This window comes from Paenibacillus sp. ACRSA (assembly GCF_022346845.1).
Classification (GTDB): domain Bacteria; phylum Bacillota; class Bacilli; order Paenibacillales; family Paenibacillaceae; genus Paenibacillus.
This window is the reverse complement of record NZ_JAKRNP010000002.1, coordinates 206,969-228,735: the sequence shown is the minus strand read 5'-3', so window position 1 is coordinate 228,735 and position 21,767 is coordinate 206,969. Positions and strand designations below refer to the sequence as shown.

At 42.9% G+C, this 21,767-nt stretch carries 16 protein-coding genes, 1 pseudogene and 1 other annotated feature; of the genes and pseudogenes, 11 read left to right on the top strand and 6 right to left on the bottom strand.

The window, feature by feature from the left end; all coding sequences use genetic code 11:
- Positions 1 to 33 precede the first annotated feature (33 nt).
- Positions 34 to 2,025 carry a sucrose-specific PTS transporter subunit IIBC gene (locus MH215_RS05920; protein ID WP_239289073.1) on the top strand — a complete coding sequence of 664 codons (1,992 nt, stop codon included), beginning with the start codon at positions 34 to 36 and terminating at the stop codon, positions 2,023 to 2,025.
- A gap of 69 nt (positions 2,026 to 2,094) precedes the next feature.
- On the opposite strand, the gene MH215_RS05915 is transcribed toward MH215_RS05920, so the two are convergent.
- The 3 genes from MH215_RS05915 to MH215_RS05905 all read right to left on the bottom strand — a co-directional run bounded on the left by MH215_RS05915 (position 2,095) and on the right by MH215_RS05905 (position 5,795).
- Positions 2,095 to 2,994 carry a manganese catalase family protein gene (locus MH215_RS05915; protein WP_056692131.1) on the bottom strand — a complete coding sequence of 300 codons (900 nt, stop codon included), beginning with the start codon at positions 2,992 to 2,994 and terminating at the stop codon, positions 2,095 to 2,097.
- Between the two features lie 219 nt (positions 2,995 to 3,213).
- A complete protein-coding gene (locus MH215_RS05910; protein ID WP_239289071.1) occupies positions 3,214 to 4,935 on the bottom strand; it encodes a cellulase family glycosylhydrolase in 1,722 nt (573 codons plus the stop codon).
- Positions 4,936 to 5,192: 257 nt separating this feature from the next.
- A complete protein-coding gene (locus MH215_RS05905) occupies positions 5,193 to 5,795 on the bottom strand; it encodes a TetR/AcrR family transcriptional regulator (RefSeq protein ID WP_239289069.1) in 603 nt (200 codons plus the stop codon).
- A 174-nt stretch (positions 5,796 to 5,969) separates the two neighbouring features.
- On the opposite strand from MH215_RS05905, the gene MH215_RS05900 reads away from it, so the two are divergent.
- From MH215_RS05900 to MH215_RS05880, 5 genes are all read left to right on the top strand, one after another.
- On the top strand, positions 5,970 to 6,740 hold the full coding sequence (locus tag MH215_RS05900) for an SDR family NAD(P)-dependent oxidoreductase (protein WP_239289067.1): 771 nt from the start codon (positions 5,970 to 5,972) through the stop codon (positions 6,738 to 6,740).
- Between the two features lie 268 nt (positions 6,741 to 7,008).
- Positions 7,009 to 8,451 carry a 6-phospho-beta-glucosidase gene (locus MH215_RS05895; protein ID WP_239289066.1) on the top strand — a complete coding sequence of 481 codons (1,443 nt, stop codon included), beginning with the start codon at positions 7,009 to 7,011 and terminating at the stop codon, positions 8,449 to 8,451.
- Positions 8,452 to 8,715: 264 nt separating this feature from the next.
- Entirely contained in the window at positions 8,716 to 9,546 is an 831-nt protein-coding gene (gene licT, locus MH215_RS05890; protein WP_239289065.1) for a BglG family transcription antiterminator LicT, read from the top strand.
- A gap of 302 nt (positions 9,547 to 9,848) precedes the next feature.
- Positions 9,849 to 11,729 carry a beta-glucoside-specific PTS transporter subunit IIABC gene (locus MH215_RS05885; protein WP_239289061.1) on the top strand — a complete coding sequence of 627 codons (1,881 nt, stop codon included), beginning with the start codon at positions 9,849 to 9,851 and terminating at the stop codon, positions 11,727 to 11,729.
- A gap of 536 nt (positions 11,730 to 12,265) precedes the next feature.
- A complete protein-coding gene (locus MH215_RS05880; protein ID WP_239289059.1) occupies positions 12,266 to 13,729 on the top strand; it encodes an Msr family ABC-F type ribosomal protection protein in 1,464 nt (487 codons plus the stop codon).
- 154 nt (positions 13,730 to 13,883) lie between these two features.
- Here MH215_RS05880 and MH215_RS05875 read toward each other — a convergent pair whose 3' ends face one another.
- On the bottom strand, positions 13,884 to 14,474 hold the full coding sequence (locus MH215_RS05875) for a biotin transporter BioY (protein WP_239289058.1): 591 nt from the start codon (positions 14,472 to 14,474) through the stop codon (positions 13,884 to 13,886).
- 112 nt (positions 14,475 to 14,586) lie between these two features.
- Here MH215_RS05875 and MH215_RS05870 point away from each other — a divergent pair, with 112 nt between their 5' ends.
- The 5 genes from MH215_RS05870 to asd all read left to right on the top strand — a co-directional run bounded on the left by MH215_RS05870 (position 14,587) and on the right by asd (position 20,010).
- The gene (locus tag MH215_RS05870) at positions 14,587 to 15,429 is read left to right on the top strand and encodes an ATP-binding cassette domain-containing protein (RefSeq protein ID WP_239289057.1); all 843 of its coding nucleotides are present in this window, start codon (positions 14,587 to 14,589) and stop codon (positions 15,427 to 15,429) included.
- Positions 15,426 to 17,207: an ATP-binding cassette domain-containing protein gene (locus MH215_RS05865; RefSeq protein WP_239289051.1), complete on the top strand. Its 1,782-nt coding sequence runs from the start codon at positions 15,426 to 15,428 to the stop codon at positions 17,205 to 17,207. Before MH215_RS05870 ends, MH215_RS05865 begins: the two co-directional genes overlap by 4 nt.
- A gap of 97 nt (positions 17,208 to 17,304) precedes the next feature.
- Positions 17,305 to 17,598, top strand: a complete 294-nt coding sequence (locus MH215_RS05860; RefSeq protein WP_239289043.1) for a hypothetical protein — start codon at positions 17,305 to 17,307, stop codon at positions 17,596 to 17,598.
- A gap of 199 nt (positions 17,599 to 17,797) precedes the next feature.
- Positions 17,798 to 18,370, top strand: a complete 573-nt coding sequence (locus MH215_RS05855) for a GNAT family N-acetyltransferase (RefSeq protein WP_239289041.1) — start codon at positions 17,798 to 17,800, stop codon at positions 18,368 to 18,370.
- Between the two features lie 102 nt (positions 18,371 to 18,472).
- Positions 18,473 to 18,754, top strand: a binding site (T-box leader).
- 170 nt (positions 18,755 to 18,924) lie between these two features.
- Complete coding sequence (gene asd / locus MH215_RS05850; protein ID WP_082560264.1) at positions 18,925 to 20,010, top strand: aspartate-semialdehyde dehydrogenase; 1,086 nt, start codon at positions 18,925 to 18,927, stop codon at positions 20,008 to 20,010.
- Between the two features lie 64 nt (positions 20,011 to 20,074).
- On the opposite strand, the pseudogene MH215_RS05845 reads toward asd, so the two are convergent.
- Positions 20,075 to 20,338: pseudogene (locus MH215_RS05845) on the bottom strand (aldo/keto reductase); the annotation flags it as partial.
- Between the two features lie 315 nt (positions 20,339 to 20,653).
- Positions 20,654 to 21,622 carry a bile acid:sodium symporter family protein gene (locus MH215_RS05840; protein ID WP_239289039.1) on the bottom strand — a complete coding sequence of 323 codons (969 nt, stop codon included), beginning with the start codon at positions 21,620 to 21,622 and terminating at the stop codon, positions 20,654 to 20,656.
- Positions 21,623 to 21,767 lie beyond the last annotated feature (145 nt).

Genomic DNA, 21,767 nt, shown 5'->3' with positions numbered 1-21,767 from the left:
GATATAACGATTTATTGAGAGGAATGAATAAGGATGTCGGAGAACAAAAAAATTGCTGAAGAAGTCATTCAGGCCATCGGAGGCAAGGAAAACATAGCTTCCTTCGCCCATTGTGCGACACGCTTACGTATCATGGTTAACGACAAAGAGAAGATCGATCAGAAGCAAATTGAGAATATTGATAAGGTTAAGGGTGCCTTTTTTAATTCAGGTCAATATCAGATCATTTTTGGTACAGGTACGGTCAATCGTATTTTTGAAGAGGTTGAGAAGCTTGGCATTGAAGGCTCTTCCAAAGAAGAAGTGAAGAGTCAGGGGAAAAAGGAAGGCAATGCGTTTCAACGTGGTATCCGTACGTTCGGTGACGTGTTCGTTCCAATTATCCCTGTGCTTGTGGCGACAGGTCTGTTCATGGGTCTACGAGGCTTGCTTACGCAAAATGAAATTTTATCCTTGTTCGGTGCGACGGCAGAGGATATTTCACCGAATTTCCTGCTGTTCACTCAAATTCTGACGGACACTGCATTTGCATTTCTACCTGCACTAGTGGCATGGTCAGCATTCCGTGTATTCGGCGGAAGTCCAGTCCTTGGTATCGTCTTGGGTCTAATGTTAGTTAACCCAGCATTGCCGAATGCCTACGCAGTGGCTGATGGATCAGCACAACCGCTGCATATGTTTGGATTTATCCCGGTGGTAGGGTATCAAGGCTCCGTGCTTCCTGCATTCTTCGTGGGATTGATTGGAGCGAAGTTCGAGAAGGTACTCCGCAGACGTGTGCCTGAGGCGCTCGACTTGATCTTAACACCGTTCATTACGCTTACAGTCATGATTACACTAGGATTGTTTGCAATCGGGCCAGTATTCCACTCCCTTGAAGAATGGGTACTTCAGGGAACCACAGCTGTGTTGGATCTGCCGTTTGGTATTGCGGGAATCATTATTGGTTTCTTTCATCAAATTATCGTTGTCACGGGCGTGCATCATATTTTTAACTTTCTTGAAATTCAGCTGTTGGAGAAAACAGGCTTTAATGCGTTTAATGCCATTATTACCTGCGCTATGGCTGCTCAGGGCGCGGCTTGTCTAGCTGTAGGATTAAAAACGAAGAATATGAAGTTAAAAGCACTTGCACTACCTTCATCACTGTCTGCATTTCTCGGTATTACAGAACCGGCCATTTTCGGTGTGAATCTGCGCTACATGAAACCATTCATTATGGGTCTTGTTGGGGGAGCTGTGGGTGGCTTTATCGCTTCATTGTTCCACCTACAAGGCACAGGTATGGCTGTCACTGTAATTCCAGGAACATTGCTGTACCTGAATAGCCAACTTCCATTGTACATTCTGTCCAATCTGACTGCGATGGCTATCGCATTTGCACTGACATGGTTCTTTGGTTATAAGGATGCACCTGCTGTGCAAACAGCTACGTCTACGCATTCAGGCGGTGCCAATGGGATTAGCACGAATCAAGCAGTAGCAGTGGATCAGTCAGAGGTTGATCGTACTCATACGAATGAGATTACAAGCAGCCGCCAAAAGGTAGAATCGCTAACCATTTTGTCACCTATGACGGGCATGGCGGTTGAGCTTGAGCAGGTTCCTGATCCTGCTTTCTCAGAGAAGCATATGGGCGAAGGAATTGCTATTGAGCCAACCGAAGGTCGTGTAGTTGCTCCGTTTGATGGTACTATTGCTCATGTCATGATCAAGAGCAAACATGCAATCATTCTAGAACATGAAACTGGGGTTCAAATGCTTGTTCACATTGGGATCAACACGGTTGGGCTCAAAGGTGAAGGTTTTACTCTGCATGTCAACAGTGGGGACACGGTAAAAGCTGGACAATTATTGATTGAATTCGATATGGAATTCATTCGGAATGCCGGCCTTCCGATTATTACACCTGTATTGATTCCAAACGGAAATGAAACGATTGAACGTGTGGAAATATCCATGACGGGTAACGTGCAGGCAAATGGGGAAGCTATTATGGTTGTAAGATTCACTGAACCACAATAATGAATTATTCAGAAGGAACCTGGTGAGTCTATCAGGTTCCTTTTTGCATGTTTAGGGTGATATTCCAGCCTATAGACCCGCTTCTCGCTTCAACCTTGAAGCGATGAGTAGCAGATCCTCTGCAGAGATGCCTGGAGCGAATTCCTCGGGTAGATCAGGCAGATCAGGAATGCTTCCACTGTGACCAGGCAGACCGGCATAGGCTTCCAATTTGCCTCCATCAATAGGGTGCACACCTTTCCAGATCTGTGCGATGTTCTGATAGTCCTTATCACTAAATGTATAAAGCCTACGATGTTCACCCATTGCTTCCCATTTACGAGTGGTGTCAAACACTTTATTGTCGAGTTTCGGAATCGGAAATAATTTAGTCACGTCAACCCCAGTGGCGATCTGTAGTGCTTTCGCATAAGCCAAGATATGTACGCCTCCGCGGACAAGCAAATAACCGGTCATCTCCCTAGCCGCAGGATGATCCGTCATTTCGTAGACTCTCATTTTATGCGTACGTGCACCACACTCCAGAAAAAAGTTATGCAGAAGATCAAAGATCAGATTGCCACTGCTTACAACATATGAACCATTCCAAGGTCTGCCCATGGAATCATATGGGAGTGCGGTTTGGGCAGATTCGATGAAATGGGAGGTCATTCGTGCATCTTTACCGATGCGTAAAGGTGTAGAATCTGGATCACCCGGAGATGTAGAACCCACTAACATGAGATTAATCGTATTGGCAACTAATTCAACATGCCCGAATTCTTCAGCCGTGATACTTGCAACAATATCATAGAAGGCACGAAGCTTTGTTTTTCCTCTAAAATTAAAAGATTGAAACATATAATTGTTGAGCGTTGACATTTCCCCGAATCGTCCACCCAGTAGTTCCTGTACAGCACTCGCTCCGTTGGGATCAGGACTTCCTGAGAGGGGAAGCTCAATCGCCAAACGATCGACACGTTTAAACATGGTGTTACCTCCTCAAACCAAATTACAGTATAGGTATGAGTCGCTACTTGTACGTTATTCGGAACTACCGGAAACATCCAAAAATAAATACAGATAAGGTCATGTACGGAAGGAGTGACACAAGTGTAAATATACACAAACGCCCTGTTAGAGCGAAGTGCTCTGACAGGACGCCGTATTGAATGCTTTTAGTTGAAGTGAGTTAGGTCATGTTCAAAGTCAGGAAGCTGTGCCAACAACGCTGTTCCCGTTTTTCGTGATTTTGTATGTGATGATATCTCCGCTCCAGAAATGGAACTTAAGAATGACTTGTCCATCATTGGTTTCGTTGAAGAAGTTTTGTTTCAACTCAATGACATTACTATTGTAATTCGGGCTGAACGTGTAGGAGAACTCTTTAAACGATGTCCAGTTCTGTGGCCCTGCATTACCGCCATTGACATAGGTTGCTTCCATAGTGGCAAGTTGGTTGCCATTGAATACTGTTGGAATTGCAAATGAGCTTGTAGTACCCGTTGTACTGTTCAATTTAGGCGTATCATATTTGATCAGATTGAAATGCCAGTTAGCCCCTTTGTTGAATTTTGCTGTGAGCTTCGCGTTAACACCAAGGTTGCCTGAAGAGGTAAGTCTAGTTAACAAGCTGGATTTCAATGTGAGGACATCACCGCTAATGGTGTAATCTGTCCCTTTAACAAGGGTTGTATTTCCATGAACAAGAGAGTTGAACGTGTTGCCATTCAGGTTCAATTTTACTGTTTTATCTTGTACAGCAGAGCCTTTTTTCAGATAGACTTGATCTGATTCTGCTGTTGCAGAGCGCCCAGTCCAGCTTGCTTTCATTGTATTATAGAGATCTTGGTCAGACCAAGTGAAGGATGTACGGCCAAAATGCTGACCATTATCCCATAACATCGTTGTCATTTGCTTTTGACGAAGGTACTGCCCAATGAATTCGAAGAATTTCAGCTTCTCACCTTGTTGAATGACACCGGTATGCTGGTCAAATCCAAGCAAGCCATATTCGCCGACAATGACAGGGATGCCTTTAGCTACAAATGCATTGTAGACGCGGTCAAATGTGTCCGTAATATCTTTTTGAACCTCAGCGTTATATTTGGTCACACCTGCAATGTTTACACTGAACGGCCAAAATCCATAATAGTGCACTGTAGCGATAATGTTCGGATCATTTAACTTGGAAATCGTTTGTGATAAGGCATCCAAATCAGCTTGATTAGAAGCTGTATGTAACGTTGGGAGAACGAGAGGACGAGTAGCGTTGTTACCACCAGATGTTCTCACAATGTTATGGAATGACGTATTTAGCTCGTCCAATAGACGGTATGAAGTTGCAGGATCTGTTGTTCCACCTTCAGTGAAACGAGGCTCGTTTACACTTTCGAACATCAGCTTGTTTGAGCTATTCTTAAACTTATTCGCAATCTGAGTCCAAGCTGAATTGTACCGAGCGAGAACGTTCGTTCGATCATTCTCCATGTAACTGATCCATTGCCATGAATCATGATGAATATTAATCATCACATACAGATTGGCATCGAGAGCCCAGTTTACTACTTCTTGTACGCGGTTCATGTAAGCGGCATCAATTGTGTAGCTAGGTGCGCCGCCAATATGAGACTGCCAGGTCACAGGGATACGAATGCTTTTGTAGCCTTGGTTAGCAATGTTCTGAATCAACTCTTTTGTGATGTGGGGATTACCCCAAGCGGTCTCATCTGCTCCAATGGCATCCAATGAATTCCCGAGGTTCCATCCGGGTTCCATCGCTGATACATACGATTGAATGTTCGAAGGTGCAGCAGTCGCAGTAGGCTGAACTTGCTTGTCAGTAGCCGCGGACGCGATGGCCGAGGAGAACAGTGACACGATCATCGCCGTGACGAGGGTAAGAGAGAGAACAGATTTACGTTTTGTCATTAATCATAATCTCCTTTTCTAGAAAATGAGTGTGTACTACCGAATGAACCAACGAAATACGGTGTATCTGGGTTCAAGAAGTAACGTTTTATTTAATGTCCAAAAAAGGAATCACCTCCAAATAAAGGGTTGAAAGCGTTTTCTAAATTGAAATATATCATGATTGCCAAAATCAAAGTACCCCAATAATTGGGTTAAAATTCATGTAGAAATTAGTGGTATAGTCGCCAAATTTGTAAATAGAAGTAAGTTTGAAATTATGTTCTCTCCCGTTTCACATGGAATACTTCAGTGGACAACAGCATTAGCTCTACGATTTGTGTACTCATATACTGCGGCGATGTGGGGAATTCTTCTTCAATCCAACGAATCAATAGACCCGCGACACCATGCGCACGGTAAATGTAAAGCCACTTAGGGTCTATTAATGTTCCTTCATCAAGTTCGTACTCATACTCCGACAGAAATAGATTCTCTATGGCTCGTGCTATTTGGTATCTAAAATCGACCTGAATATGATCGCTTAACAGCAATTTATAGAGGGCTGCATTCGCTTTAAGGTATGTAAACAACGTAATATCATCCGTCTGCATTTCTTTCAAATTCACTTTGCTAATCGACTGATAGGGATGCTGAATTTGTCTAATAAACTCATCTAATACATCTTGAATGACTTCGTGTAACAGTTCGTCTTTAGTAGCATAATGAGCGTAAAATGTTCCTCGATTATAGTTAGCTTCTCGCACAATTTCGGATATGGATAGTTGCTGGAACGGTTTTAGGAATAACAAACGCACAAACGTTTCTTTTAATGCAGTTTTGGAGCGCAGAATACGCTTGTCCACTGAATCTGTCATCATATGTTCACCTCAATTTCAGTATGGTCGAATTTCAATATTCCTGCAACTTAATGGACAATTCACTCTCTAATGTACAGTAACGTACAAATGCATGAAGATTACGGATTGATGGTGATTGAAATAGTTTATATATTGAGAATTGATTAAATTTAAAAAAATATTGGAGGTATTCTAATGACATTTCCCGTACTCGAAGGTAAAGTAGCGATTGTTACAGGAGCAGCAATGGGCATGGGTGAGGCAACAGCGAAGCTGTTCGCAGAGGCCAAAGCTAAAGTGGTTGTTGCTGATTTCAATGAAGAAAAGGGACGTGCCGTAGCTGAAGCAATTCAAGCGTCTGGTGGCGAATCCGCTTTTTACAAAGTTGATATCTCTAAGTCTGAAGAAGTGCAGGCGATGGTGAAGTTCGCTGTAGATACTTATGGTAAACTTGATGTAGCTGTCAATAATGCGGCACTTACACCAGATGATAAACCAGCTGCAGAGTTTGACGAAGCGTACTGGCACCGTTTGATGTCCGTCGATTTAACAGGAACTGCTCTTTGTATGAAGTATGAACTGCAGCAAATGTTGAAACAGGGACAAGGTGGCTCCATCATTAATATTTCTTCTGTTAGCGGATTCCGTCCTCAACCAAATAATATTGCTTATGTCGCTGCCAAACATGGAGTCGTGGGTATGACGAAGGTAGCTGCTATGGAAAATGGACCACATAACATTCGCGTAAATACAGTAGCACCAGGTGCGATTGACACACCGATGCTTCGTGGGGCGCTGGATCAATTCGGATTTACTGCAGAGGAATATGCTCCTCAGCTTAGCTTGCTGAATCGTTTTGGACAACCTGATGAAATCGCTCAAGCGAGCCTCTGGTTGGCATCGGATGCATCGTCTTATGTTACAGGCACGACCATTCATGCTGATGCTGGTTACACTTCACGATAAGCCGTGAATCACGGTGTGAATCCGCTCTTATTATTAATATTTCTAAAAAGAATCTACATTGAAATTGACATTTCCCCTATTCCTTGCTAAAGTTTTATCCAATCCGCATAATTGTGATCTGGGAATGTTACCGATACGGGCATAACCTGAGCTGGCTTGCTTACACGTCAATGTGTAACCAGGCTGGTTCGGGTTTTTTCTATTTATTTATCCTAGATTGCAGAATCGTGGTAGATGATGAATTACATAATTCGGAAGGAGAATGATGATGACTAACTTTAAATTTCCTGCAGATTTTCTATGGGGTGGAGCCATTGCTGCTAATCAAGCGGAAGGTGCTTATCTTGAAGATGGCAAAGGACTGAGTATTGTTGATCTCTTACCAACTGGTGAGAATCGTAGAAGCATTATGAAGGGGAATGTTCCAGATTTTGAACCGCTAGAAGGAGAGTTCTATCCTTCGCATGGAGCAATTGATTTCTATCATCGATATCCTGAGGATATTGCTTTGTTTGCTGAAATGGGCTTCAAAGCACTGCGTGTATCCATTGCCTGGGCGCGAATTTTCCCATCTGGTGAAGATGCACAGCCGAATGAGGCTGGTCTGAAATTTTACGATGATCTCTTCGATGAATTGTTGAAGCATGGCATTCAACCTGTTGTTACGCTTGCACATTTCGATGTGCCTGTGAACCTCATTCAAAAGTATGGCAGCTGGAGAAGTAGGAAACTGGTAACCTTGTTCGAAACCTACGCTACTACCGTGTTTACACGTTATAAGGATAAAGTGAAATACTGGATGACTTTTAATGAAATCAATATGCTGTTGCATCTGCCATTCTTGGGAGCTGGCTTGGCTTTTGAAGACGGGGATAACGTTAAGGAAATTCAGTATCAGGCTGCTCACCATCAGCTGGTTGCCAGTGCACTAGCTGTGAAGGCTTGTCACGAGATTATTCCAGATGCGATGATTGGTTGTATGCTTGCTGCGGGAAGCTTCTATCCTTATACATGTAATCCAGAAGATGTGTTCCAAGGCATGGAGAAGGACAGAGAATCTTATTTCTTCATTGATGTTCAGTCACGTGGTGAATACCCTGGTTATGCTAAACGTTTCTTCAAGGATCACAACTTGAACATTGAAATGCAGCCAGGAGATGCCAAAATTCTGAAAAATCATACTGTGGATTATATTGGCTTCAGCTATTATTCAAGCCGTACAACGAGCACCGATCCTGAAGTGATCAAAAATATGACAAGTGGCAACGTATTTGGCTCTGTGGCTAACCCGTATCTGGCAAAATCCGAATGGGGCTGGACGATTGATCCAAAAGGATTCCGGATCACTGCCAATCAATTGCACGACCGTTATCAGAAGCCACTGTTTGTCGTAGAAAATGGATTTGGTGCTCATGATGAAGTCACACCAGAAGGTGAAGTAGACGATAGCTACCGGATTGATTATTTGAAACGTCATGTTGCCGAAATGGGTGAAGCAATTCAAGACGGTGTGAACATTATTGGTTACACGAGCTGGGGGCCAATTGATATCGTTAGTGCTTCATCAGGCGAGATGAGAAAACGCTACGGTTATATCTATGTTGATCGGGATAATGAAGGTAACGGAACTCTGCAACGTGTGAAGAAAAAGAGCTTTTATTGGTATCAAAATGTAATTCAATCTGACGGAACCAATCTTGGCGAAAATTAATACCTTAGCTTAGCAATCGGAAGAGCCAGAACTGCTGGAACTTCCGATTGTCCCCTCATTGAAAGCGTTGACATATGGACATGTTTCGCGCTATACTTGACGCAAATATATCGTTTATGGGATTGTTACTACACGAAGTAGGCAAAACCTGAGCAACAAAAAAAGAAGACATGATGTCTTGTTTATTTTGTGTTGCTTCAGGTTTTTTTTGTGCCCGAAAACGATAAATTACAGATATACGTGGAACGTGACGGGGGGATTGAAGTGAAAATAGCTAAGGTTATCAATAATAACGTGATTAGCATATATCAAGCCGATGGAGCAGAGCTTGTGGTGATGGGACGTGGGATTGCCTTTAAGAAAAAACCGGGAGATATAGTAGATGAGACCCGTATTCAGAAAGTATTTGCACTAAAAAACAAGCAGACATCGGATAATTTCAAAATGCTGCTTCGTGAAGTACCATTGGAGCTTATTGAGATTGTTGAAGAAATTATTACTTACGCTAGAGATCAGTTAGGCAGAAATTTGAATGAAAATATCTATGTATCTCTAACCGACCATATCAATTTTGCGATAGAACGTTATCGCGAAGGAGTCGAGATTAAAAATGCTCTGATGTGGGAAATCAAACAACTGTATAAAGCAGAGTTCAGCTTAGGTTTAAAAACGTTAGAAAATATTAAAACCAAGATGAATCTTGATCTTCCACAAGATGAAGCAGCGTTCATTGCCCTTCATATTGTGAATGCAGAGATGAATGAAGAAGTGATTACCACGATGAACATTACGAAGTTTATTCAGCAAATTATTAATATTGCCAAATACCATTTCAAAATGGAATTTGATGAAGAGTCACTCAGCTATTTTAGATTCATCACACATCTGAAGTTTTTCTCCCAAAGGGTTCTGAGTGGTACGCATTATGATAATAACTACGACCATATTTATGACATGATTAAGTTGAAACATCCTGAGGCGGCAGCTTGTACAGAGAAAATAGAGATGTTTGTGAACAAAGAATACAATCATCAGCTTACCAACGAGGAAAAACTATATCTAACCGTTCATATTGAACGAGTAGTTAATCGCTGAAAAACTGGAACAATATCACATATGATCTAGCGTAAATAATTGCGAATAATAAATGTTGACAAATTTGGTTAAATTATAATATTATGAAATTAACAGGAAATGAATACGATTTAACTGGGATTGTTACTGGTTATGCAGGCAAAACCTAAGTCATGAGAAGGCACGGATGAAAGTGTCCCCCTTCCTCAAGGCTTAGGTTTTTTGCGTGCAAAAAAATCGGTTGGAGGCCTGTGAGAGAACTTTGCACCAATGCAATAGGTGTTCTGTTATAGTGCGTGTTCAAAAAATATGGGGGTGCAATCATGAGTCAACAAAAACTGGCTAAAGAGATTGTAGAGCTAGTCGGCGGCGAGAAAAATGTAGTGTCATTGGTTCATTGTGCAACACGACTACGGTTTGTATTGAAGGATGATAGTAAGGCTGACAAAGCGAAGCTGGAGAAAACCGATGGTGTTATTGCAGTCAAGGAAAATGGGGGACAGTTCCAGGTTGTCGTAGGTAATAAAGTGCCGGAGGTGTATAGTGCCATCGGTGAAATTAGCAACATTTTGAATGATTCATCGGACAAAGAAAAGCCGAAGAAATCGGCTAAAGGTCTTGGTGGCATCATTGATGTCATCTCCAGCATCTTTGCACCGCTACTAGGTGTTATGGCTGGTGCGGGTATACTTAAAGGGTTACTACTAATCGCAAGTAATGTGGGTTGGCTGGAAACAACAGAAACGACCTACATCATCTTATATGCAGCATCAGACAGTTTATTTTATTTCTTACCTCTGTTGTTAGCGGTTACAACTGCTCGTAAATTCCAAGGTAATGCCTTCGTAGCGTTAACGATTGCCGGTGCTTTAATCTATCCAACGATTGTTACGCTCAAGACAGAGGGAACGCCAACTGATTTCTTCGGTATCCCTGTCATTTTGATGAGTTACTCATCTACCGTTATTCCTATTATTCTAGCTGTAATTGTGATGAGCAAGCTGGAGAAATTCTTTAACAAAACGTTACACGATAGCGTGAAGAACTTTGTAACACCGCTATTCCTTTTAGTGATCATGGTTCCTCTTACTTTGCTAGTATTCGGGCCGATCGGTGTATACACAGGTAATGCGATCGCAGCTGCGCTAGTAGCAGCCTTTGGATTTAGTCCATTGATTGCTGGTGCGATTATGGGTGCTACGTGGCAGTTGCTCGTTATTTTCGGAATTCACTGGGGGCTGGTTCCTGTATTTATTAATAACGTTGCTGTCCATGGACGCGATGGTGTTAAACCAGCAGCGGCAGCATCCATCTTCGCTCAGACCGGAGCCGCTTTCGGGGTTATGTTGAAAACCAAAAATAAAAAGCTCAAAACCTTAGCAGGTTCATCGACATTGACAGCTCTGTTCGGAATTACAGAGCCAGCTATTTACGGGGTAACTTTACCGCTTAAACGTCCATTCATTGCTGGTGTCATTGGGGGCGCAGTTGGTGGAGCTATTATCGGGCAAGCAGGAACACAGGCATTTGCATCTGGAGCTCCGGGGTTGTTAACTCTACCAATCTTCTATGGCCCAGGTGGTCAAGGATTCCCAGGATTAATTCTGGGTATTACCGTATCCTTCGTGGTATCCGCAGTATTAACATATATTATGGGCTTCAAAGATCCGGTTGAAGAAGAAGCAACAACTGCTACTGTTACTGAAGAAGCGCCGGCTCGTACCTTGGCAGTAGCTGATGAACAAGTGTTTAGCCCGATTGAAGGTACAATTGTTAGTTTGACTGAAGTTCCTGACCCGGCATTTTCTTCTGGAGCAATGGGTGATGGTATTGCGATTGAGCCAACCATCGGCAGAGTGGTCGCTCCGTTTGACGGAACGGTAACGGTTGCCTTTAAGAAGAAACACGCACTCGCGGTTGTATCGGATACAGGAGCCGAAATTCTGGTTCACGTGGGTGTGGATACGGTTAAGCTGGATGGACAACATTTTACATCCCACATTCAAGAAGGTGATCGTGTAAAAGCGGGTGATCTGTTGCTGGAGTTCGACATCGCTCAGATCAAGGCTGCAGGATATCACACGGTGACACCGATCATTGTAACGAATTCAGCTAATTATGAGAAAGTTGTACCAATGGCAACCGGTCAAGTCCAAACGCAGGAAGCATTATTGACTTTACACAGTGGACAGCCTCAAACGTAATTTAGAAGAAGAGGTATTTGTACTAGAAAACGATCATAGACCGCCTAATATACATTATTATTTATACAGCCGTGCCTACGTTAAGCATATAAATCTTGCTTAATGGAGTGCGGCTTTTTGACTTTTAAAGATTGGGAAATTATAATTAATTTTGTTAATTTATACTTTACCGGAAGGAGAATTGTTGAGATGACACATGCGATGAGGTTGCGTTTCCTGACTTTGAACCGTTAATTGAATACGTTCAAAGGCTCTGTAACGTTCAGAGTAAACAGGAGCAGTCTGTCCATTTTTGACAATTCTCAGGTAGGCTCTATGCGCAAATCATGTATTCCTGTTTATACTGAATCACAGGCCGTAACCTGTGATTTTTTTTGTTTTTTTACTTTGAAATTGAAGGGCTCTTGTGAGTCTGGTGGGATAAGGAGGTTTGCGTATGTCCATGTTACTTTTCTATTGATACGAGCGAGGTTGACTTGCTCGTATCGATCAACGCTATCGATACGAAATCATTAAAAATTTCGGAGGTAGCGAATATGGAAAAATGTTGTTACGAACTTGAACAGGTTAAAATGACCTTTTTAGATAAAGAGATATTAAACATTGAGCGATTGGCTGTGCATCAGTTGGATCGGATCGGTATTGTGGGCGGAAATGGTCAGGGGAAAAGCACATTATTGAAGTTAATTGCCGGACAAATTCAGCCGAGCGCTGGTAGGATTAAACGATATGTTGATCATACCTATTTTGAACAAATGGAGGCTCCGCATCCTGATGAACATGTGGAGACGAATGGGGAATGGTTGGGCAGACTCGGTATTCCTGTTCATCATGAACGGTTAAGTGGAGGTGAGCAGACGAGGCTAAAATTAGCGGGCATGTTCGCGAACTACCACGAAGCACTATTGTTCGATGAACCGACGACACATTTGGATCAAGAGGGAATTACTTTTTTGGTCAACGAATTGCGATATTACTATGGTGCGCTGTTGATTGTCAGTCATGACCGGTCTGTTCTAGATGAGCTTGTCACGACGATATGGGAAGTGAACCATGGTGCCGTTAAGGTGTACTCGGGTAACTACAGTGATTACAAGGCACAGCAGCAATTGGAACGAGATCAACAGAATCAAGCCCATGAGCAATTCTTAAAAGAGAAGAGACGGCTTATGCATGCTGCACAGGACAAAATGAAAAAAGCCGAGAAAATAACGCAAGCAGGCAGTGTCTCTAAACGAGAAACGAAGGCTAAGGCGAACCGAATGTTTGAAACCAAGTCTAAAGGAACGAGTCAGAAGGCTGTGCATCGGGCGGCTAAGGCCATAGAACAGCGAGTGGAACAGCTTCATGAAGTTAAGGCAGTACAGGAGAATCGTCCTATTCATTTTCGACAATCCAAGGCGCTGGAGCTGCATAACAAATTTCCGATGATGGCTGATCGTTTAACTCTTCAAGTGCAGAACAACGTATTGCTCGACCAAGTTAGTTTTCAAATTCCTTTGAAACAGAAGGTAGCCATTACTGGATCTAATGGATGTGGGAAAAGTACGTTGCTTCGTCATATCCTAGATGCTGACACAGGGATTATTTTATCTCCCAAGGCACAGATTGGTTATTTTGATCAGATGAGTTATCGGTTCAAAGGGAACGAAACTATACTGGAGTTTTTGATGAAACGTTCTGACTACAATGTAGCGGCGCTACGAAGTTGTCTGCATGCAATGCAATTTACCGGCACTGATCTCAATAAAGCGGTTAGATCGTTAAGTGGTGGGGAAGCCATTCGTCTTCAATTATGTCGATTGTTTCTAGGGCAATATAACATTTTGCTGTTAGATGAACCGACAAACTTTCTAGATACGCAGGCGTTGGAGGCATTGGAGCAATTTGTAGCTGGTTACGAGGGAACGATCCTATATGTTAGTCATGACCAAACCTTTATCAGAAATACAGCAGATATGACACTGCATATAGAGCATCGGAAAATAACCATATCATAGTGTTTAGTGTGAAGAATCACAGTTTTATATGAAATAAAACCGAAAGCTGTCCAGTTTTTCTGGGCAGCTTTGACCTTATTACAAAGTTACATAGCAAGAAGACGGACAAGATCGTCGAACTTCCAAGTATAAGTGTGAAAGAGATACGGAGTAATTATGCGTCTACTTTCACAACAGATGAATTCATCTGCCCCGTCAGGCGCTGTGGTGGAAAGACCATTCGCACAGGTGCAATGATGATTACCGCAAACAAAGCCTTGATCAGATCGCCGATAATGTAAGGGTAGAATCCTTGAATCATGGCTTCAGTAAATGACATTTTATATTGATACGCGAGCCACGGGACACCAGAGGCGTAAATCAATAGTGATCCGAACAATTCAAGTACAATGAATGCAAGGAAGTAACCTATGAACCCATTCAGCTTGATTCGCGCAAGAAATAGACCAATGAGCATTGCTGAGAAAGGCCACATCCATACATATCCGCCTGTTGGACCTAGAATAACCGCCATACCTCCAGTACCATGAAGCAGAGGAAAGCCAATCGCGGTTAGTACAACGACAAGGGCGATACTCAAAAATCCATAGCGTGGGCCGAGCAACCCTCCAGCCAGCATGACTGCAAGGGTTTGCAGTGTAATGGGTACAGGCGAGAATCCGATGGGGATACTAATATAACCAAACAGAACAAGTATGGCTGCCATAAGGGCGCTAAAAACAATTCCACGCAAAGATAATTTCATGTTTGAACAATCCTTTCAATTTTGCTAATCTTATTGTTAACCAATAATAATTATGTGGTTAACAATTCGGATCGTATCACAAAAGAATCAAAAGGGGAAGGACAAAATCTCAATGCAAGATGAAACAACTCTAATTACACTGGACAATGTCCGGGTTTATTATGCTTTATCGCCTGACAAGGTTCGAAAGGCTGTTGATGGCGTATCATTGCATGTTCATAAAGGCGAATGGATTAGCATTGTAGGAGCCAATGGGAGTGGGAAAAGTACAATTGCTGGGCTGTTAATCGGTTTTATACCGCTTTCCGGTGGATCAAGAATGGTTAAACCAGATGTTACTATCCGTGGGGTGTTGCAGCATCCCGATGCACAGGTACTCGGAGATACCATAGAAGAAGAGTTTCATTTTGCCTTATCCTCACTCTCCGTGTCTGCCGAAGAAAAGCAAAGACGTAGAGAACAAGCTTTACATACCGTAGGCCTTCGGATGTCACCCGATGCAGCCATTGCTCGGCTATCTGGTGGTCAGAAGCAGCTCTTAAATATTGCAGTGGCGCTTGCGGCTAAGCCGGATATCTTAGTGCTAGATGAGCCAACGGCGATGCTTGACCCTGGTGCTCGTGAACGGATTGAAAGGATAGTTGAGCAGATTATCCAGCAAGGAACCGCTGTGATCTGGATTACGCATCATTTGGAAGAAGCGACGTTATGTGACCGAATTATTGCAATGGACAAAGGAGGCTGTGTCTATGATGGTGACCCTGTTGCGTTCTTCTATACACCTGAGGTTGAAGGGGATGTATCGAGAAATGTAGAGTCGGAATCCATTTGCCGCAAGTTAGGGCTCGACCCACCATTTACGGTTAAGACCGCACAGCTTCTTAAACAACAGGGAATGCTTCCCCAAGCGACACCTCTCCGACCTGAGCAGCTTGTAAGGGAGGTAAGTTCTTGAATATTGAGTTAGATCATGTGAGCGTCGAAGGCGCAGAACTTCATCAACGGAATTTAATTCAAGATATATCTATCACGCTACGCAGTGGAGAAATTACGCTGCTATTAGGTCGGACTGGATCAGGTAAAACGACAATGCTACAGATGTTAGCTGGTCTGAAGCCCCCAGATGAAGGGACAATTCGACTTGGAGATGAGCCGATCTGGCAGCAAGATAAGGTATCGCAGTCGATGTTGTTACGAATGGGGATGGTGTTTCAATTTCCGGAGCAACAGGTCTTTGCTCGGACGATTAAGCGAGAATTCGCTTATTCCATGCGTCCTTATCGGTATACCGAGACTCAGCAGAAGCAATTAATCACACAAGCACTTGAACAGTGGGACACTGAAAAAGGTCAAACAGATTCACGGCAATTCGACCTGGACGGATCTCCGTTTGCGCTGAGTGGAGGAGAGCGTAGACGGCTGGGGCTTGCCTTAGGAACTGTAGTTGATCCTGAATGGTTATTGCTAGATGAACCGAGTGCTGGGTTAGAAGCAAGTAGCGTTGTATTACTATTGGATGCTCTTGCTCAACATCGACTGGATGGACGAGGAGCAGTGGTAGCAACGCATGATCTGGACACGTTTCTACCTATAGCAGACCGGGTTTTAGTATTGCAAGACGGCGGGCTTGTAGCGGATTTGACTCCAAGAGAGCTTCATGCGCTTCCTGAGCTTTTGATACAGGTCGGCATGGGTCTGCCGCCATCTATGCAATTAACGCAGCAATTTGATGCAGTGGGATTAACACTGCCGTCGACGGCATTAACACCGGAGGAGATGGCAGCGAGTATAATCCAAATGAAGGCAGAAGGACAGGAAGTGAGAAATAACACTGGAGATTCTGCTTCAACTGGTAATGAGTCTACTAAACACCAGACGTATACTCAATTGAATTCGGAGACTAATGAATGTAATGAAGGTACAGCGAATGTTCCTGTTCATTCAGCGACAAACATCAATAATCAATACATTCATTCAAATGGGCTGTATCGTGTAATGGATCCACGTCTGAAATGGATATTGTATATTTTGTTAGTGACGGCAACGATGCTACAACATCGCTGGTGGGGGCTAACGCTAACGTTAGTGCCTGTCGTGTTTGCACTTGGAATCTTACCCCGTCAGGCACTTGTAAGTTGTATGAAGTTAATGAAGCCGCTGCTGTTCTTTTTCATCATTTCTACAGCTTTATCAGGCACGACGCTCTCCACAGCAAGTGGAAATTTACAACTGGGTTTCTCTCTTATTCAGGCAGAGGCTACACTGCTTAATGTGTATCGTTTGTTTATCGTGACCCTTGCAAGTCTGTGGTTTTCACTAACAACACCATATGGGCGGATGGTGGAAGGTTTGAACTGGGTACTCGCAATCGGACAAAAAATCAAGTTGCCTGTTACTTCTTTTGCCCTGGCTGTATCTTTAATCTTCCGTTTTATCCCGATGATCTGGAGTGAATGGCAGCGATTCTCGCTCATTGTGCGCGCACGAGGCAAAGCTGCATTAAGACCTAACACAGTACGTGTACGTGACCTCGGACCAATGGTTATACCACTAATTATGTCCTTGTTCCAACGAGCAGAGGATATGACGATTGCAATGGAGATGCGAAAGGTTAGAGAGAATTATCGTGTTGGATCAACAACTTCCTTGCTAAAGTGGTCTAAACAGGATACGTGGATTGGTGTAATCGGACTACTGATTTTTATAGGTTATATATGGATTCGAGACCTCTAATGATTCTGTGACTTCCTTATAAAAATGCATAAATTACGTGCTCCTTGATCACTCTAATCATGCTTTGACTATTTCAGAGCGGATAGGAGGTCGAATAATGAAGGACAAATTTATGCAAGAGGATCGACAAGAATCAACGGATCTATCTACCGTAGAATCTCAACGAAATGATCTGTTTCTTGAAGAATTTCCGGAGGGGCCATACGGATCATCACTAATGTCAGAATCTCTTGGGAAAAGCTCGCCTTGGCGAGTAGATCAGAGATCTGCACATCGGTTTGACTATGAAAACCATGAGCTTCACGAAGGTGATATTAGAGATTATCCTGGTCAGGATGTATTTGATGAAACCGTACCTGATAAGGTGAGCAGACCTCAATATCCAGAGTAAGTATGTTAAGTTAGTCTAATTCATTTATAAATGATAGGCCTCCGGCATAATGATTGCTGGGGGCTATTCTAGCATATAGATAAATTCCACAAATTGGGTTAAAATTGCTGTAGTTAGGAGGGGCGTCATGAGAGAAATTGGCTAGCGTTATCTGTGTAGACTACATAAATTTAATTTGTGAAATAGAGAGGAAATAACAATGCATCATAACGAAATGTTAAGTGAGTTAACGATTGAGTGTCAGGATATTTATTTGCGTGAGTATCGACTTGAAGATCTGGATAAATTACAAGAGATCACATGGCAGCCAGAGGTTTACGAATTTCTACCAGGATGGAATGCTTCGGCCGAAGATCGGGCGCATTGGTTGGCTGAATACGAGATTCCAGAAAATCAGAAGTTTAAACAAGCCGTCAAGGCTGGGGGAGACATCGGCTCGCTCTATCTACGATTGGCTATCCTTCATAAGGAAACAGATGAGTTTGTAGGCTGGTGTTGCTCAGGGATAAAAGAAGAGCTGCCAGAGCCTAATCGAGAGATTATGTACGGCATCTCCAAGAACTATAGAAACCGTGGCTATACAACACAGGCCGTTAATGGAATAACGCAATATTTGTTCACTCATACAAATGTGGAATTACTACATGCTATTGCATTATTAGAGAATGCTGCTTCCAATAAAGTTATACAGAAATGTAATTTCAACTATGTAGATATCATCGAAATAGACCATGAACAGTACAATCATTATCAGATGATAAAGGGTTCGTAAATGTTAATTTGGGAGAAACTAGACGTAGAATCTGTCGTTTTTGGATAAAAAATAAAAAAGGGTTTACTTCATAACCGATCTTTTGATATTATAGTCGCAATATCAAATGCATTGAAGAGACGAGTAGACTAAAGTATTCTTTTGGCAGAGAGCTCCGGTAGCTGAAAAGGGGTAAAGAATTTTTGGTTGAATAAAGACTCAGAGCAGCACATCGGAATTTTATGAATCTGTAAAGGGATGGTGTGACAGGAGCTCCTGTTACAGAGCTAGAGTATAGGTAGGCACAGCTACATTGGCGTTGCCGTTCTTAACTCAAAGAGGCTAGTATGGCGACATATTGGCGAATCTGGGTGGTACCACGAGTGATCCAATCTCGTCCCTGAGACTTCGGTCTTGGGGGTGGGATTTTTTTGGTTTTTTCCAGGGTGAAGTTTACACGCTTTGGTAATACCTGAATAGGTTTTAATAAGGGAAGAATCACGGCGTCCCAACAACCAATTAACGAATATCAGAGACCCAACATTCAACTTACACCGAAAGGAAATGATGATATTATGTCAGCAAAATTGAAAGTCGGCATTGTCGGAGGAACAGGAATGGTAGGTCAGCGTTTTGTGGATCTGCTTAATGGTCATCCATGGTTTGAAGTAACAGCAATCTCAGCAAGTGCAAACTCCGCAGGTAAAACCTACGAGGAATCGGTTCAAGGTAGATGGAAACTGACAGCTCCGATCCCCGAGGGTGTTAAACATATTGTTGTTCAAGATGCTTCCCAAGTCGAAGCATTCGCAAGTCAGGTTGATTTTATCTTCTGTGCGGTTGATATGAAGAAAAATGAAATTCAAGCGCTTGAAGAGGCTTATGCCAAAACAGGCACACCGGTTGTATCTAACAACTCCGCTCATCGCTGGACAGCAGATGTACCGATGGTCATTCCTGAGATTAACCCAGGACATCTGGAAGTCATTGAAGCGCAAAGAAAACGCCTGGGTACTACTACTGGATTCATTGCAGTGAAACCGAACTGCTCTATTCAAAGTTATGTACCAGCACTGCATGCATTGCGTGAATTTGGCCCAACACAAGTCGTAGCTTCCACCTATCAGGCAATCTCGGGAGCAGGCAAAAACTTTACAGATTGGCCAGATATGCTGGACAATGTTATTCCTTACATCGGTGGCGAGGAAGAGAAAAGTGAGCAGGAGCCACTTCGCATCTGGGGCAGCGTTGAGAACAATCAGATCGTGAAAGCATCTGCACCACTGATTACGACGCAATGTATTCGTGTTCCGGTAACCGATGGACACTTGGCAACAGTCTTTGTTAACTTTGAGAATAAACCAAGCAAAGAGCAAATCTTGGAGCGTTGGTTGCAGTTCAAAGGTCGTCCGCAAGAACTGGCTCTGCCAAGTGCACCAAAACAGTTCATCACGTACTTTGAAGAAGAAAACAGACCGCAAACGAAGCTGGATCGTGACATCGAACGTGGAATGGGTGTATCCACAGGTAGATTGCGTGAAGATTCCCTGTACGATTACAAATTCGTTGGATTGTCCCATAACACCCTCCGCGGTGCGGCTGGTGGTGCGGTATTGATTGCAGAGTTGCTCAAAGCTGAAGGTTACATTCAGCCGAAATAAATCGGAAGCAACTTGTCATAGAAGAATGAAGAAAAACCATCACTTGGTGATGGTTTTTTGCCGTTTACAGATCAACCTTTAGATTGCCCAGCATTTTGGCAACTTCAGGATCATCGACTGACATGAAGAGACTTTCACGGGCATCAAGTGTAGAGATAGCTGCCATATCCTCCGTGGTTAATTCAAAATCGAAAATGTTAAAATTCTCGATTAGACGCTCTTTGCGGACCGATTTGGGGATAACAACAATTCCATTCTGCACAAGCCAGCGTAGCACAACCTGAGCCACCGTTTTATTGTGATTATCGGCGATAGTGGTCAACTGTTCAAGCAGCGCGTCAATGTCCAGCGGTAGCGATGCAGGAGCAAATCACCAGCGTTTCTTAAATTCAACCAATCCGATTACCTGATCCGCTAAAGTTTATAGAGAGAATCAATTTCATAATACCTATAGCTGCTTAAATCAAGGCTAGATATAGATCAAACCGGTTTAATTTGTCTATATCTAGTTACATAAAACTCGTTTTAATGAGTTATGAAATTGATTCGACAGACCCATAAATATGCTTGCTTCAAAACAAATAAAAAACGCCGACATATATTGTCGGCGTTTGGCATTGTGATACATCATCGTACGATGTTATTACGCAGCGGATGTCTTATCTGACTTCTGCAGCATTTGAGAACGGCGACCCAATAAGTAACCTGACAAGGAAGCGAGCATTTGCTGAAACACCATACCGAGGACAACGGGAACGGCAACGGGCGCTGGGAAATAAGTAACAGCCAGTACTGCGCCAGCACTAATGTTGCGCATGCCTCCATTAAAGACCAGCGCCACCTGATCGGCCTCATCCCAGCCTAGTACTCGGGCAATGAAATAACTTAGGGCATAGCCAAATGATGCGAGAAAAACAATAATCACTGCAAGACCTGCTAATTTCCAGTTGAAATTAGCCAAGTAAGGTGCAACCACTGAGCCGTTAATCGCGACGACTGCTGCCATAAATAGTTTGGATAACGGATTCAATCTTGGCCCCCAGACGGGAACGATTTTGCCCTTAGTCCATTCATTTAACAGCATGCCGACCAGTGAAGGGACAACGATCATCCAGAACAGACTGCTCATCATGGCAGCTGTGTCCAATGATACACTTGTGCCGATTAACAGTGACAGCACCCCTGGAACTACAAAGGGAGCAAGCATTGTATCAATGAGAATAATAGAAAGAGTCAATGCAATGTTGCCTCGATAGATACTGACCCAGATGAAACTGCTGATACCTGTTGGAATAACTGCGGCAAGAACTAGCCCAGTAATCGTATATGCATCTGTTGGGAAAACCAAATGTCCCATACCTAGAGCTATTACAGGCATTGCTAAATGTAAAATAAACAAACAAACAAATAACGGAAAAGGTTTCTTCAGGACATTCAGAAAATCTCGTATCCCCAGACTGATACTTCCCGCAAAGGTCATGAAGGCAAACAACCATGGTGACAAAAAGGTATAAGAAGAAAGAAAACTACCGCATAGTACACCAATAACAATACTGACTGGAGTAATGAGTGGCATAATGCGGTTCAAGCGTTGATTCAAAGCTTGAAGCATATGCAAGACATCCCTTTATCGTATGATGCTTATATTATACATCTTAAATGACATAAATGGAGGCTACATTTGCCATAGGGTGGGTTAAACAGCTATTATGGATGTGAAAATGACTTTAATTTTATTTTAAATTTTAGAAAAAAGG

Bases quoted from the DNA above. Each gene is read 5' to 3' on its own strand.
- MH215_RS05920 (WP_239289073.1), top strand. From the start codon at position 34: ATGTCGGAGAACAAAAAAATTGCTGAAGAAGTCATTCAGGCCATCGGA.
- MH215_RS05915 (WP_056692131.1), bottom strand. From the start codon at position 2,994: ATGTTTAAACGTGTCGATCGTTTGGCGATTGAGCTTCCCCTCTCAGGA.
- MH215_RS05910 (WP_239289071.1), bottom strand. From the start codon at position 4,935: ATGACAAAACGTAAATCTGTTCTCTCTCTTACCCTCGTCACGGCGATG.
- MH215_RS05905 (WP_239289069.1), bottom strand. From the start codon at position 5,795: ATGATGACAGATTCAGTGGACAAGCGTATTCTGCGCTCCAAAACTGCA.
- MH215_RS05900 (WP_239289067.1), top strand. From the start codon at position 5,970: ATGACATTTCCCGTACTCGAAGGTAAAGTAGCGATTGTTACAGGAGCA.
- MH215_RS05895 (WP_239289066.1), top strand. From the start codon at position 7,009: ATGACTAACTTTAAATTTCCTGCAGATTTTCTATGGGGTGGAGCCATT.
- MH215_RS05885 (WP_239289061.1), top strand. From the start codon at position 9,849: ATGAGTCAACAAAAACTGGCTAAAGAGATTGTAGAGCTAGTCGGCGGC.
- MH215_RS05880 (WP_239289059.1), top strand. From the start codon at position 12,266: ATGGAAAAATGTTGTTACGAACTTGAACAGGTTAAAATGACCTTTTTA.
- MH215_RS05875 (WP_239289058.1), bottom strand. From the start codon at position 14,474: ATGAAATTATCTTTGCGTGGAATTGTTTTTAGCGCCCTTATGGCAGCC.
- MH215_RS05870 (WP_239289057.1), top strand. From the start codon at position 14,587: ATGCAAGATGAAACAACTCTAATTACACTGGACAATGTCCGGGTTTAT.
- MH215_RS05860 (WP_239289043.1), top strand. From the start codon at position 17,305: ATGAAGGACAAATTTATGCAAGAGGATCGACAAGAATCAACGGATCTA.
- MH215_RS05855 (WP_239289041.1), top strand. From the start codon at position 17,798: ATGCATCATAACGAAATGTTAAGTGAGTTAACGATTGAGTGTCAGGAT.
- asd (WP_082560264.1), top strand. From the start codon at position 18,925: ATGTCAGCAAAATTGAAAGTCGGCATTGTCGGAGGAACAGGAATGGTA.
- MH215_RS05840 (WP_239289039.1), bottom strand. From the start codon at position 21,622: ATGCTTCAAGCTTTGAATCAACGCTTGAACCGCATTATGCCACTCATT.